This window comes from Snodgrassella sp. W8132 (assembly GCF_016100865.1).
Lineage (GTDB): Bacteria > Pseudomonadota > Gammaproteobacteria > Burkholderiales > Neisseriaceae > Snodgrassella > Snodgrassella alvi.
In genome coordinates, this window is record NZ_JACFRQ010000002.1 from 67,560 (window position 1) to 82,627 (window position 15,068).

General features: G+C 43.4%; 13 protein-coding genes. 9 read left to right on the top strand and 4 right to left on the bottom strand.

Features of this window, described 5'->3' with window-relative positions; translation table 11 throughout:
- Positions 1-142 precede the first annotated feature (142 nt).
- Positions 143-1,222: an iron-sulfur cluster carrier protein ApbC gene (apbC, locus tag H3U82_RS07900; protein WP_037393749.1), complete on the bottom strand. Its 1,080-nt coding sequence runs from the start codon at positions 1,220-1,222 to the stop codon at positions 143-145.
- Positions 1,223-1,309: 87 nt separating this feature from the next.
- Positions 1,310-1,834 carry a hypothetical protein gene (locus tag H3U82_RS07905; RefSeq protein ID WP_198210077.1) on the bottom strand — a complete coding sequence of 175 codons (525 nt, stop codon included), beginning with the start codon at positions 1,832-1,834 and terminating at the stop codon, positions 1,310-1,312.
- A gap of 666 nt (positions 1,835-2,500) precedes the next feature.
- Here H3U82_RS07905 and H3U82_RS07910 point away from each other — a divergent pair.
- From H3U82_RS07910 to bfr (H3U82_RS07925), 4 genes are all read left to right on the top strand, one after another.
- The gene (locus tag H3U82_RS07910) at positions 2,501-3,901 is read left to right on the top strand and encodes an OmpP1/FadL family transporter (protein ID WP_198210078.1); all 1,401 of its coding nucleotides are present in this window, start codon (positions 2,501-2,503) and stop codon (positions 3,899-3,901) included.
- Between the two features lie 187 nt (positions 3,902-4,088).
- Positions 4,089-4,982: an SDR family oxidoreductase gene (locus H3U82_RS07915; protein ID WP_084551662.1), complete on the top strand. Its 894-nt coding sequence runs from the start codon at positions 4,089-4,091 to the stop codon at positions 4,980-4,982.
- Positions 4,983-5,996: 1,014 nt separating this feature from the next.
- Positions 5,997-6,461: a bacterioferritin gene (gene bfr, locus H3U82_RS07920; protein WP_025331758.1), complete on the top strand. Its 465-nt coding sequence runs from the start codon at positions 5,997-5,999 to the stop codon at positions 6,459-6,461.
- Between the two features lie 10 nt (positions 6,462-6,471).
- Positions 6,472-6,945, top strand: a complete 474-nt coding sequence (bfr, locus tag H3U82_RS07925) for a bacterioferritin (RefSeq protein ID WP_041880283.1) — start codon at positions 6,472-6,474, stop codon at positions 6,943-6,945.
- Between the two features lie 70 nt (positions 6,946-7,015).
- On the opposite strand, the gene cysG is transcribed toward bfr (H3U82_RS07925), so the two are convergent.
- Positions 7,016-8,428: a siroheme synthase CysG gene (gene cysG / locus H3U82_RS07930; RefSeq protein ID WP_198210079.1), complete on the bottom strand. Its 1,413-nt coding sequence runs from the start codon at positions 8,426-8,428 to the stop codon at positions 7,016-7,018.
- 259 nt (positions 8,429-8,687) lie between these two features.
- Here cysG and H3U82_RS07935 point away from each other — a divergent pair, with 259 nt between their 5' ends.
- From H3U82_RS07935 to H3U82_RS07955, 5 genes are all read left to right on the top strand, one after another.
- Positions 8,688-9,410, top strand: coding sequence for a phosphoadenylyl-sulfate reductase (locus tag H3U82_RS07935; RefSeq protein WP_198210081.1), 723 nt, complete (start codon positions 8,688-8,690; stop codon positions 9,408-9,410).
- A gap of 56 nt (positions 9,411-9,466) precedes the next feature.
- A complete protein-coding gene (cysD, locus tag H3U82_RS07940) occupies positions 9,467-10,381 on the top strand; it encodes a sulfate adenylyltransferase subunit CysD (protein ID WP_078475255.1) in 915 nt (304 codons plus the stop codon).
- Positions 10,381-10,983, top strand: a complete 603-nt coding sequence (locus H3U82_RS07945; protein ID WP_198210083.1) for an alpha/beta hydrolase — start codon at positions 10,381-10,383, stop codon at positions 10,981-10,983. The genes cysD and H3U82_RS07945 overlap by 1 nt, the downstream gene beginning before the upstream one ends.
- 7 nt (positions 10,984-10,990) lie before the next feature.
- The gene (locus H3U82_RS07950) at positions 10,991-12,286 is read left to right on the top strand and encodes a sulfate adenylyltransferase subunit 1 (protein WP_198210093.1); all 1,296 of its coding nucleotides are present in this window, start codon (positions 10,991-10,993) and stop codon (positions 12,284-12,286) included.
- 507 nt (positions 12,287-12,793) lie between these two features.
- A complete protein-coding gene (locus H3U82_RS07955; RefSeq protein ID WP_198210094.1) occupies positions 12,794-13,456 on the top strand; it encodes an XRE family transcriptional regulator in 663 nt (220 codons plus the stop codon).
- Positions 13,457-13,689: 233 nt separating this feature from the next.
- Here H3U82_RS07955 and tehB read toward each other — a convergent pair whose 3' ends face one another.
- Positions 13,690-14,550: an SAM-dependent methyltransferase TehB gene (gene tehB, locus H3U82_RS07960; protein WP_232336147.1), complete on the bottom strand. Its 861-nt coding sequence runs from the start codon at positions 14,548-14,550 to the stop codon at positions 13,690-13,692.
- Positions 14,551-15,068: the final 518 nt, after the last annotated feature.

The window sequence follows — 15,068 nt, forward strand, 5'->3', positions numbered from 1 at the left end:
GTCATTGGTTACAACAGGTTAAATTCAATTTGCTGTGTCTGACGGCTTTGCCGGATGCAGACAGGCTGTTAAAACGGCTGTGCAGTCACAACCGTTGTGAATATTATCGCATGGTTCGGTAAATGTATTTGGCTGTGCAGGTTTATTCGACCACAATTTTGGGAAAACGCCGGCTATAGTCTTTGCCCTGATCTGCCAGTGCCTGCACCAGTTGCCATGCAGCCTGTTCATACAAGCCGGCTATTTGCGGCTGCTGCTCTGCCAGTATGCCGGCGGTACCGTTATCCATGGCCTCACGTACAGCCATTGTTAACGGTAGCTGACCCAGCAGGGGAACACCGAGTTTATCAGCAAGCTGTTTACCGCCATTCTGTCCGAAAATAGATTCGGTATGGCCGCAGTTAGAGCAGATATGCACCGACATGTTTTCAAGTACGCCGAAAATGGGAATATTGACTTTCTGGAACATATTGACTGCTTTGCGCGCATCAATCAGTGCTATATCCTGCGGTGTGGTCACTACAACCGCACCGGTAACCGGAATTTTCTGTGCCAGTGTCAGCTGGATATCGCCTGTACCGGGGGGTAAGTCGATAATCAGATAATCGACATCATCCCACTGGCTCTGAAACAGAAGCTGCTGTAAAGCCTGACTAACCATGGGGCCGCGCCAGATAACTGCCTGATCAGTATCAACCAGAAAGCCGACTGACATCACCTGAATTTCACCGGCAGCCATGACCGGAATCAGTTTATCTTGATGCTGACGCGGTTCAAGGCCGGCGACACCGAGCATGGTAGGCTGGCTGGGGCCGTAAATATCAGCATCAAGGACGCCGACACGGGCACCCATGCGGCTCAGGGCAATTGCCAGATTAGCACTGGTAGTCGATTTGCCCACACCGCCTTTACCTGAGGCAACCGCAATAATATTTTTGACGCCGGCAATGGTTTGCACACCGGGCTGCACTTTATGTTTGCCTATCGCCAGTTGTACCTGAACAAATAATGGTGTGTCACCGAATTCAGTGGTAATGGCCTGATCAATACGCTGTTGCAGTTCGTCAATCAGATGGGCAACCGGATAGGGAAAAGTAAGATCCAGATGAATGCCGTCACTGGCGACGGTAACATTACTCAGGGCTTTTTCACTGCCCAGTGTACGGTTACTGTCCGGAATGGATATTGTGTTAAGTAAGGCGGTAATGGATTGTGTGTTCATGCAAATTAAGTCCGCAACTGTATTTCCGGCGCATATTTTACCCTATTTGGTCTGCAGCCAGTATTTGCTTAAGACGGTAGTGAATAATCAGGCTGGTGGCTGGATGTTTTCAGATTCAGCAGAGCTGCCGGAGTCAGCTTTGCTGTGCTGCTGCCGGCTGCGGATCCAGAGTAAACGCAGACACAGGGGGGCAGGATAAAGTAACAGTATGGAAACGATGAGGTAATGCAGATTATGCCAGTCTATAACCAGCTGTCCATGTGCAAGTGACCATAATGCCCATGACCATTGCCACCATGCAGGTAAACTAAATGCCAGTACAATCAGCAGCGCAGCTGTTCTGAGCAATGTCAGAGGCCATATCTGCTGTTGCTGTACTGCGCGGTTTAACTGTAGCAGTGTACGAAAAGCCAGGCTGAGAATGAATACCATACCGCCGTTGGCGATTACCTGTAACCAGCTAAAGGCAATGTCTGGTGATACCGGTAAACTATTGCGTGGTACTGGTGTCTGTTCCATTGAAATACTGGCAACAATATTCAGTATGAAACTGTAAATCAGATCCAGCCATAACAGTAATAGTGGCCAGGTGCGTTTCAAACGTTGAAACATGTTGTTTCGCTATCGAAATCAATAATACGACAGTGTACCCACTGCTACAGGCGACTGTAAATGGCTGGTAGCCGGATTATTTCGCTTATAAATGCTGAAACTGCTGTATAAAAAATAATTAATGATTGCAAAGTCGGGCAAATGTTGCCAGCAGAATAATGAAACGCTGGTGTGCTGCACTGCGGACTATCCGGTATTCATTTTCAGGTAATCAACAATTTTGTGTTTATTTATGGTTTGGTTTACCAGCCAGAAATAATGACCAGTCAGGCATAAGCAAACTGAAAATCATATCAGGCAAATATGTTTCAAATTCAGCCTGAATAAAACAATTTTATTGTTATTTAATTTATTATGCTTTTAGTTTGTATATTTTTTATCTGGTTTTAATTAGTGTATTTTCTTTAGTTAAAAAAATAGCTATTTGAAAAATAATGATTTTTATTCTTATTTTATATGCTATAAGAGTAAAAATTAATTGAATTTAAATACGGGTAATTTAATCTAGTTGAATAATTGTAAAGATTATCAAACGGCATTATTTACTTTTTTGAGTTAGAATAAACACTCAAATTTATCTTATTCTTAATTTTTGACTGAATTTTTTATTTGTTTTCTGACCTTTAATAAGGTCTTTTTTATTTTATGCTTTTGAGAATAAACACAATGACAAGACGTTTGCCAGTTGTGATGAAAATAAGTGCGGTCTTAATCAGTACGACGATAGTTATTTCTCCTGTATATGCTTCCGGATATCATTTGGGCTTACAGTCGGTAACAGCTGTTGGAACCGGGAATGCTGCCGCTGCTGAAGCGGCCGATGCGGCAACAATTGTCAATAATCCTGCCGGACTGGTACATCTGGATGGCACCCAGCTAGAGACTAATCTGTTTGTGATTAAGCCCGATATTAAATACAGTAATGCACGAGGTGTATTTTCAGATGGTTCCGCAGTACAGGGACCTGAGCATGGCAATATTGCCAATACTGCGCAACTGGTGCCGCAGCTGTATTTTTCCCATCGCCTGAACGACAGATGGGGTATGGGGCTTGGGGTATATATTCCGTATGCGGCCAGAACCAATGACAGTTCCGATTCGGTATTGCGTTATAACGTGAATAAAACCAATGTAAAAGCACTGAATATTAACCCGGCGATTGCTTATAAAATTAATGACAGGCATTCACTGGGTGTGGGGCTGATTGCGCAATACCTGCATGCAGAAGTACAGAAATATGCGGATTTTACTCCGGTGGGCAGTGCACAATCCGGAAGACCGTCGTCTGAATTACATCAGCAAGCTCCGGGCGCATTTGATGCACGCGCAACAGTCAAGGGTAATGACTGGGGCTATGGTTTTAATGCCGGCTGGTTATGGGACATTAATGATGATGTCCGGGTAGGTGTGAGCTATCGTTCGAAGATTAATCAGCATTTGCACGGTACTGCGCGCTGGAAACCTATGGGCAAATTTGCAGAAAACTATGCTCCGCTGTTTGAGCAGTTTGGCTTTAAGGCTCTGGAAGGTGCACAGGTACAGATTACTACGCCGGAAGTAGTATCTGTACACGGTATGTGGAAGGTCAATCCGCAGTGGAATGTTTTCAGCAATGTGAGCTGGACGCGTTCTTCACGTCTGCATGCTCTGGATATTAAATTTGAGAATGATAAGGCAATTGATCCGGTACATGGTGCTACTTCGAATACCACTCATATTGCCACAAACTGGCGTGATACTTATGCGGTTGGCGTGGGTGCTTCCTATCAGCAGAATCCGCATTTGCAGTGGCGTTTCGGCGTGAATTATGACCAGTCGCCAGTACGCAGTGCTTCTTCGCGTCTGTCTACTATTCCTGATGGTAACCGCTGGCTGTTTGGTGCCGGATTTAAGTATGATGTGGATAAAAAGAATACGGTAGCGGTATCGTATGCTTATCTGCATATTCAGCATACACATATGAATCAGCAGGATGAAGGAACACATGTATCAAGCAATGTGCGCGGTGAAGCTGATTATCGTTCGAATGCGCATATTGCCGGTGTTTCGTATACTTACCGGTTCTGAAATCTGTCCGGATGGCTGCTTGATGTCATTGTTTGATTATTGTTTTTTTAAGCCATTGAGATTAATAAACTTTAACTAGAATATTGACATAAATTACAGATACTTTTCTTTGTTGTGTACTAATCTGTCGTATGATGGTTCAGCTGTTCCATTTTGGATAAAGCATTGTTAAACAAGGAGATGTATTATGAAGCATCAAGAAGGTTTACAAGATCCAAGAACCAAGTACTACCATCAGGATTTTTCTAAACAGCATCAGCCTGCACCGGGCTTGCAGAGCAGAATGGATCCGGTGCCGGATTGCGGTGAAAGAAGCTATGAAGGTCATGGTCGTTTGCACGGCCGTAAAATTCTGGTAACTGGTGCCGATTCAGGTATTGGTCGTGCTGCTGCTATCGCTTATGCACGCGAAGGTGCCGATCTGGCCATTAATTATTTGCCAGCTGAAGAAGAGGATGCCAAACAGGTTGCTGCTCTGGCACAGGAAGCCGGCCGTAAGGTGGTGTGCATACCCGGTGATTTGAGTGACGAGCATTTTTGCAAACAGCTGGTTGAAAAAGCTCATACTGAGCTGGGCGGCCTTGATGGTCTGACTTTAGTGGCTGGTAAACAGACTGCGGTAGAGCGTTTCTGTGATATCAGCACTGAACAGTTGAAAAAGACTTTTGAAGTGAATATTTTTTCCCTGTTCTGGGTGATTCAGGCTGCTATGCCGCACTTGCCAGCCGGTGCCACTATTGTGACGACCAGCTCTGTACAGGCATATCAGCCTAGCCCGAATCTGGTCGACTATGCCACTACTAAAGCCGGAATTGTGGCTTTTACTCAGGCGTTGGCTAAACAGGTTGCCGCCAAAGGTATCCGGGTTAATTCTGTGGCTCCCGGCCCAATCTGGACTGCACTGGAAATTACCGGTGGTCAGCCTCCTGAAGCTATTCCGAAATTCGGTCAGAGTGAATCAGTACTTGGTCGTGCCGGACAGCCTGCCGAACTAGCATCTACCTATGTTTTCTTAATGTCTGAAGAATCCAGCTATGTGACAGCACAGGTATACGGAGTAACTGGTGGTATTGTGCTGTAAGCCAGTACTTTAAACCGTAATCTGTATTAATCCGTACCGAAATTTTTTCCGCTCTGATTGTTTATCAGCCGGAGAACTTAAATTCCGGTACGGATTTTTTGTTAATTACAGACGGATTTTCTGCGTTCTTCTGACCAGCCAGTACTTATTTGACAGACTATAGTCATCATTTTCAAAAGTCATCCGGTATGATTCTTGTATTCTGGTCAGGTGTATTACCCTGTATCTGTAAATAACTACTAATTGACTGTATTAGCCTTGTATTAAACAAATTGCTTCAATATTGAAGTTCCGGACATTGTCTATCTTTCAGGTAAACTATTTTATTTTCATAAATTTTGATACTAAGCAGTATTTATTTTATTGGTATATTCTGCTCCGATAATAAATGCGAATAGTTATGTTTTACATGGATAACTAACTGATAAAATTATGGGTATGTAGCTGTAAAAATAAAAATAAATAGTGAAAATAAGTTAAATTTTATAAATATTTTATAAATTAAATGGCTATTTCAGGTTGTTTACAACAGCTTAATAGATGGTGATAACTATTATTGTTATAAAGCTATGTTTTTATTTAATATTTTGTTAAATTGAGAATATTTTATCAAATTATTATGAAAATTAGTTTTATTTAGATTAAAAATAGTTATTTAATTTAATGTTATGATAACCCTGAATGGTTGTATTGATGATTATGCAGAATTTATTGCTTTGTTAATACAACTATTTAGAGGGGAGTCGGGTTGCGGGCTAGTGATAGTCTGCAACCCAAGACTGTAAAGATATTATTTTAGAATATTTTTCCCCGTATAAATGACTGCGCGATGTCAGTGCATCGCCTAATCTGCTGATGATACCGGCAACGATAAATTAATAAATAAAATTCTATGAATGACGTTCAGGCTATGACGGCAAATGAGTCAGGGCGGTTTGTTGACGACTGTTTAGTGATTGAGCATGCCTGTCTGGACGAATTAGCAGAAGAGTTTTGAGTAAAAAGGAAACAGACATGGAAGGCAAAAAAGTTGTACTGGATTGTTTAAACCGGTTACTGGCAGGAGAGCTGGCCGCACGTGACCAGTATTTTGCGCATTCACGCATGTATGAAGATATGGGCTATATGAAGCTTTTTCAGCGTATAGACCATGAGATGCAGGAAGAAACCGATCATGCTCACCAGTTTATTCACCGTATTCTGATGCTCAATGGCAAACCGGAAATGGTACCGGATGCAATTAATGTCGGTACTGATGTGATTAGTATGCTTGAAAATGATCTGGCAACAGAACTTTGTGTACGCCAGAATCTGAAAGATGCAATTAAGCTGTGTGAGCAGGAACAGGACTATGTCACCCGGCAGTTTCTGGTGACACAGCTGAAAGATACTGAAGAAGACCATGCCCACTGGCTGGAGCAACAGTTGCGCCAGATTGAAATAATGGGTTTGCCGAATTATCTGCAAAGCCAGCTGTAAGGAGAAAGATATGCAGGGTGATCGTCTGGCCTTACAGGCATTAAATAAAAATCTGGGTCTGCTGCTGGTATCCATCAATCAGTATTTTTTACATGCACGGATATTACGTAACTGGGGTTTTGCCGAACTGGGTGAGGCATTATACAAACATTCGATTCGCGATATGAAAAGTGCGGATGCACTGATTGAACGTATTCTGCTGCTGGAAGGACTGCCAAATTTACAGGAATACGGCAAAATTCTGGTTGGCGAAAATATCATCGAAATTCTGCAATGTGACCAGCAGGCAGAACAGGCAAAACATGTGGCACTGGCTGATGCCATTGCAGTATGTGAAAACCAGCTGGATTTTGTCTCCCGTGATTTGCTTGAACAGCAAAAAGCAGTAAATGAAGAGTATCTGGACTGGCTGGGAACACAGCTAGACCTGATTGAAGAAGTTGGTCTGGCTAATTATGCCCAGACCGCAGCGCAGGCAGACTGATACTTGCCTGAATGAAAAAACAACACGTTTGCGAACGTGTTGTTTTTTCAGCCGGAGAAATGATTAATTTCTATGCAGCAGCTTCACTGGCAACAGATTGGTTATCCGTCTGTTTAAACCATGCCAGTTGCTCCCGTAACTGTACTACTTCACCGATAACCATCAGAGCTGGTGTATCAGCCTGTTGAGCCAGATCGGCCAGCTGATGCAGTCTGCCGGTTAAGACACTCTGGCTGGACATTGTACCATGAGAGATAATCGCAACCGGTGTATCGGCAGCACGTCCGTGGTTAATGAGTTGTCTGCTGATTTCAGCCGCTTTCAGCGTACCCATGTAAATAACCAGTGTCTGCCGGTTACGGGCGAGTGTCTGCCAGCCATAAGGCTGGTCGGCCAGCTGCTGATGGCCGGTAATAAATAATACACTCTGAGCATAATCACGATGGGTTAGCGGAATACCGGCATAGGCAGTTGCTCCCAGACCGGCACTGATACCCGGAATAATCCGAAACGGAATCTCAGCAGCCTGCAATATGGCACATTCTTCTCCGCCACGACCGAATATAAACGGATCACCGCCTTTCAGACGCACAACGCGTTTTCCCTGCTGCGCCCACTGTACCAGTAATTCATTGGTTTGCTGTTGCTGTACCTGATGGTGTCCGCAACGTTTGCCTACACTGATTTTTAATGCATCACGCCTGACCAGATCCAGTACTTCTGCTGAAACCAGTGCATCATATAACACCACATCTGCTGTCTGTATCGCCTGTAAAGCATGCAGGGTCAGCAGGCCGGCATCGCCCGGGCCGGCTCCGACCAGAGTAACTTCGCCCTGTGGCAAAGGCTGATGCTGTGTCAGTTGTTGTTGCAGCAGTGTTTCTGCTGCTGATTCATTGCCACGGGCAATATACTGGTTAAAACGGCTGTGTTCAAACAGATATTCCCAGAAACGCCTGCGTTCGCTCATGTTGTGCAGTGTGGCTTTGACTCGTTTACGCCAGCGTCCGGCTATCGCCGCTGCCCGTCCGATAGAAAAGGGCAGTAATAATTCAATTTGCTTACGAATCAGCCGTGCCAGCACAGGTGCATGACCGCCGCTGCTTACCGCTACCTGTATCGGATTGCGGTCAATCAGTGCCGGGACAATAAATGAGCAGCAATCTGGCTGGTCTACGCAGTTGCAGAAAGTGGCAGCTGCTTCGGCTGCCTGAAAAATACGCCGGTTAAGCGCATGATCGCTGGTTGCGGCAATCACCAGAAAAATACCGTTTAATAAATCAGGGCTGAATTCGGTACCGATATGCTCAGCCTGTTGCCGGTCAAACCATTCTTTAAATCTGGCTGTAGTCTGCTGTGCGACCACCAGCAGATGCGCACCAGCCTCTAACAAAGCACCGGCTTTGCGTTCGGCTACGTGGCCGCCACCCACCAGTAATACCTTACGCTGGTGTAGTTGGGTAAAAATCGGGTAGTGATTCATGCTGACTTGTCGTTGTTGTTTATACGCTATCTTATAAGCGCCGGTGCCCGGATGAAAAAGAAGCAATTTTTCTAACCAAAGCGTTGGCAGTTATATCTGTAACAGCAGCATCAGTGACCGGAAGTTTGGTTATAAAGAAAGAAATTTTTATTCTTTCCGCCATGCCGGCTGCACTTGTTACTATTTGTGCTATTCAGACAGTAATCCGGTTGAACAATTACTGTCATTAATAATTTGTGCATTCAGGATAGTGATAACCATGTTGCGTCCCCGTTTGTGGACTCCTCCGCATGATGCGGCTGCCACCGGCCGCCTGCCGGCTCTGATGGCCGAGCTGACAACACGCTTGCAGCAGATTGCACAGCAGCATCACCATGTTAAATTTGCTTCCAGTCTGGCGGTTGAAGACATGGTCATTACTGATGTGATTGCCCGCGAACAGCTGCCTATTGAAGTATTTACGCTTAATACTGGTGCATTGAACAGTGAAACACTGAGCTTGCTGGGGGCTGTGCGTCAGCACTGGGGTATTCATATTACGGAATACCGGCCAGATGAACACGCTGTAAATGCATATATCGCCACTCATGGCAAACTGGCTTTTTATGACAGTGTTGCACTGAGGCGTGAGTGCTGTCATATCCGCAAAATCGAACCGCTTGGTCGTGCTCTGAGTCAGGCTGATGCCTGGATAACCGGACAAAGGCGTGAGCAGTCGGCAACACGTACGGCTCTGGCTCTGGCAGAGCAGGATCAGGTGCACGGCATGGCTAAATATAATCCTCTGGCTGAATGGCTGGAAACTGAAATATGGGCATATGCCCGGCAGCAGCAGTTACCGGTTAATGCCCTTTATCAGCAAGGTTATCCCAGTATTGGCTGTGAGCCCTGCACCCGCCCTGTAAAAGCAGGCGAAGACATTCGTGCCGGACGCTGGTGGTGGGAAAGTCAGGACAGTAAAGAATGTGGTTTACATAAATAAGCTGAAATCAACTCAGGGTTGCAGACAGAATGGTCTGTGCCCGTAACGGGAATATCATGAGTATTCAAGACAAACATCTGGACTGGCTGGAAGCTGAATCTATTTACATTATCCGCGAAGTAGTGGCCGAAGCACGCAATCCGGCATTACTGTTTTCCGGCGGCAAGGATTCAGTGGTGCTGCTGTCTCTGGCTGTAAAGGCTTTTCAGATTCCGGGGCACAGCCTGCAACTGCCATTGACACTGGTGCATATAGATACCGGACACAACTATCCGGAAGTTATTGCTTTTCGTGATGAAGTCGTACGCCGCCTTGGTGCACGTCTGGTTGTCGGCAGCGTAGAAGAGTCGATTCGCCGCGGCAGTGTTACTCTGCGCCGGGCTACTGATTCACGGAATGCCGCACAGGCCGTCACTCTGCTGGAAACAATTGAAGCCAATGGTTTTGATGCATTAATGGGCGGCGCCAGACGGGATGAGGAAAAAGCCCGGGCTAAAGAACGGATTTTTTCTTTTCGGGATGAATTTGGTCAGTGGGATCCGAAAAACCAGCGTCCCGAATTATGGGATTTGTACAATACACGTCTGCATCCGGGTGAAAATATGCGGGTTTTTCCGATTTCCAACTGGACAGAACTGGATATCTGGCAATATATCGCGCGTGAACAGCTTGCTTTGCCGGAGATTTACTATGCACATCAGCGAGAAGTCGTTGAGCGCAACGATATGCTGGTACCGGTAACAGAGCTGACACCAAAGAAAGAAGGTGAAGTCAGTATTGTGCGCAGTGTGCGTTTCCGGACTGTTGGTGATATTTCCTGTACCTGTCCGGTAGCCAGCACAGCCAGTACAGCAGCAGAAATTATTGCTGAAACCGCACAAACCACGATTTCCGAACGTAATGCTACCCGTATGGATGATCAGGTATCGGAAGCGGCGATGGAAGAGCGTAAGAAAGCAGGTTATTTCTGATGACAGAAAAACAAACGGTATTACCGGCCAGAATATTTATTGTGCATGGTTTTCAGAGCAGTCCGCAGGATAACTGGTTCGACTGGCTGGCTACACAGATCCGGCCAACCGGTGCAGAAGTAACCGTACCGCTTATGCCTCAGCCGGATTATCCGCAGGCAGCGCAATGGCAGCAGACACTGGATAAGCTTATCGGCCAGCCGGATGAACAGACTTTTCTGATTGGTCATAGTCTTGGCGTTATTACGCTGCTGCAATTTCTCAGCCGGCATAAACCTGCACGGCTGGGCGGTCTGATTCTGGTTGCCGGATTTGCCGCACACCTGCCCAAGCTACAAATACTGGATGGTTATATCGATGCCAGTCAGCCGGATTTTGCAGTATTGCAGCAAATCAGTATGCCGGTTCACAGCATTATTTCAACTAATGACCCATATGTTCCCGAAGCAGCCAGTAACGATATTGCCCATGCCTTGCATAGCAGTATTCAGTATATCCCTGATGGCGGCCATTTGATGGCAGAAGACGGCTTCAGAAAACTGGAACCTGCTCGGGACAGCCTGCAACAGATGCTGGCACAGGCGGCAACCTTTAAAAAGTGAGACACTGATGAGTACTGATTCTGTATTGCGTTTTATTACTGCCGGCAGCGTAGATGATGGTAAATCCACGCTGATAGGACGACTGCTGTTTGACAGTCAGTCCTTACTGGCTGATCAGGTTGCTTCGCTGTATCACGGCAAGCACAAACGTACCGCCGACGGCATTCCTGATTTTGCTCAGCTAACTGACGGACTTGCCGCTGAGCGTGAGCAGGGTATTACTATAGATGTAGCCTATCGTTATTTTGCCACGCCGGCGCGTAAATTTATTATTGCTGATACGCCGGGGCATGAGCAGTACACACGCAATATGGTTACAGGTGCATCTACTGCTGATGCAGCCATTATTCTCATAGATGCCACCCGGCTGGATTACACTGAACATACACCAGCCTTACTGCCGCAAACCCGCCGCCATAGCGCGATTCTGAAACTGCTGGGTACGCCGCATATTATTGTGGCAGTAAACAAACTGGATTTACTGGATTACAGTGAAGATAAATTTAATGCCATTAAGCGTGCTTATGCTGAACTGGCTATTGCTCTGGATTTGCACAATATCAGCTACGTACCCATATCAGCTTTGAATGGTGACAATATAGTGACTGCCAGTGCGCATATGCCATGGTATCAGGGGCAGCCTCTGTTGCCTTTGCTGGAAAGCCTGCCCGCTGCCAACCGCAGCAGCCAGTTACTGTCTGCTCCTGCATTATTCCCTGTTCAGCGGGTTGCCCGGCTGGATGGCAGCAGCGCAGATGATTTTCGCGGTTATCAGGGGCGTCTGGAACAAGGTACCCTGAAAGTGGGCGACCGTATACGCATTGAACCGGCAGGGCAGACCAGTGCCATAGCGGCCATTTATACGCCTGATGGTCAGGTGGAGCAGGCACAGTCAGGTGCTGTGCTGACTGTGGTACTGGCAGATGATGTTGATGTTTCCCGGGGCGACAGTCTGGTGGCAGCAGACAGTGCATTACAGCCAGTGAAAACCATCAGTGCTTCCGTGTGCTGGTTCGACAGCAAACCCTTAAACTCAGCCCGCCGCTACTGGTTCAAGCATACTACTCAGACGGTATACGCCAAAATCAAACAGGTTGATTATCTGCTGGATGTACAAAGCCTGAACCATCGCGAAGACAGCGACAGCCTGCAGCTAAACGATATTGGCCGTGTACAGCTTAGTATTCAGAAACCTGTGGTAGCAACTACTTATGAGGATAATCCCGCTGCCGGAGCCTTTATTCTGATTGATGAAGCCACCAACCATACTGTTGCAGCCGGTATGATTGTTTCTGTTGCTTAAAACAGCATTCATTAATAGTTAATCTATTGAAAATAAGCAGACAGAATTAATATTCTGTCTGTCTGGTACCAGCCTGATATTCAGGCTTTTATTGTTTTGTCATATATTAACTCGTAGATAATATTTATTAAATTTATTCGTCGTTTCAGATTATTTATCCGGCAAAATTCGGATATATTTAATATCTAATAGGTAAATATCTGATGCTTTGAATGCAAACATACAATGTCGCAATAAGATTTATATCAAACTTTTGTGTAAAAAATATGTAAAAATGACGTTAAACTGAAAATTTTAAAAGTCAAATTGTTAATGTAATATGATATTAATTAAAGTTTATGATGAATTATCATATTAATATTATTGGAAAATTTATATAGGGTAAATAATATTAACTTTTTTTGGCTAAATTTCCATATTTTATATATTAAAAATGATTATTCGTATAAACAAAACATAACACGATTTACGTTAACATCATTCTGTATTTGAGTCAGGAGATAACTGATGTTAAGCGATCGGATTAAACAGGCGCGTAAGCATGTGGCTCTGTCACAGCAACAGGTGGCTGATAGAATGGGGGTTTCTAAAACTGCCGTATTTAAATGGGAGAATGGTCATTACGAACCGAAAAATCTGGATATACTGGCCAATATACTGGGTGTCAGTTTATCCTGGTTACGTGAAGGCCGTGGTAGCCCTTTTCCGGCAACAACCACAACATTGGCTGCAGAAGTAAATATTATTGCAGAAAATCAGGATCAAACGCTTGTTCCATTTTATTCTTCAATAGAACAGGCCGGCAGTGTGCAGTCAAACCAACTGCATATTCAGCACGGTAAAGGAATCAGTTTAAGAACTGAGCTTCTGGAGCGTAAAAAAATCAATCCGCAAATGGTGGTGTGCTTTTCGGTAAATGATAATAGTATGGAACCTATTATTCCTTACGGTACTATTTTTGCAGTAGATTTAAACCGCACCAATATTATTGATGGTAATTTATATCTGATTAAACAAAATCACCAGTATCGCATCAGGAAACTATATTCAATGCCCTACGAAGAAGTACGTTTGCATGCTTTTAATACAAGGGAATATAGTGATGTCTGTATACCAGCTAATCACATTATTATCATTGGCCGGATATTTTATTACGCTGTAGAGTTGTAATTGGTGTCATTATCATGTTATTTTTTAATTAAGCTGGATACTTTTACTTTTAATTCAGTAAATTGTTTACTAATGCTCTGCTGGTTTCAAGGGAAACAGATCTGACTGTTTTCAAATAAGTATTACTTAGTCTGAAACTGGCATTATCGCTTTTTAATCTTAATATAGTTATTATTGAATTTTCTATTTAACCATTGCATGTTTTCAATTGTACTAAACTACATCCTGAGATATTACTTTTTTTGTGCCAGTAAAGTGGTAAATCGCAGTTTTATTCGATTACCATCACTATCGGTTTTATGCAGTTCACCAACATCTTCATTGTATTTCAGAATATTCCAGTCCTGATAATAATTACGCAATTCATTCTCTTTAAAAGTAAACGAAAACCCGACTGTACAAGGGAAATCGTCAGTGGACATCGCACTGACAATTAAATTATATCCCCCCGGTTTTGTTATCATTTGCATATTACGAATAATATCGGGAATTCTGTCTGCCTGTAGAAACATCATTACCACTGTTGAAATAATTAAATCGTAATTACCTGTTAAATCAGCCTGATTTATATCATATACAGATGCGTTGATATGGGATAAATGTTCATTAGCAATAATGCTTTGTAAATTATTAATACTCACCTCTGATTTATCAACGGAATCAACATCAAAACCCAGTAACTGTAAATAGAGTGAGTTACGACCGGAACCACAACCTAAATCCAAAACTTTCCCTGCCGAAAAGAACTGACTAACTGCCAGTACTTCAGAGTGCGTTCTGGTCATTTGATATTTTTTCTGAGTGTAATCTTCCGGCAGACAATAAAAAGCCAGCTGGCATTGCAAATCATCCGATATCTGAGCTATCCGGTGCCATTGCTGAGGTAAAATCAACGGTGGTTGCTGCTGAGTATTGAAAACATGTTCAGAAATGATGTCTCCCTGTTCGGTTAATATATCGAAATTAACATAACCTTTAATAATATTTAATTTTGCCCAGGTACCTGTTTGTGTATTATGCTGTTCACGAAACTGTTTCGGTAAGGTTTGTGCATTCCAGACTGGTAACGTTTTATAGCAAATTAAATTTTTCATCACATCACTATTAATAAAATAACTTATTGATACCATAGTATATGGCTTTTTTTATTAGTTAAAGAGATGACTCAAAATTAATTTAATTTGCTATTGTTACCTTACAGATAACATAGCATCTTTATCTTTAAAATAACCCGTATTTATATTCCGAATATCAAGAATAAATCTTCCTTTGATCATAAAAATAGATATTTATTCAATTTACCTTTAATGCAAAATTTTATGATGCCTCTAGCCTGGTATTCGCAAGGCCATAATTTATTCTATTTTAGAATGGCGATAACATTAAGAGAAAAAGGCAGATTATAAATACAATAAATGAATATTTGACATAGTTCTTACGAGTAGTAATTCGAAACCACTTTTTATAACTAACTATATCAATAATCAATAAAGTCTATAAATAAAGATCAATATTTTGGTTTTTAGTCAGGTATAAAATAGAATTTGCCAGCGTAAAGATATTATTCAAAATTAAATATAATTATGTTAAATTCACGAAAATATCAATATAA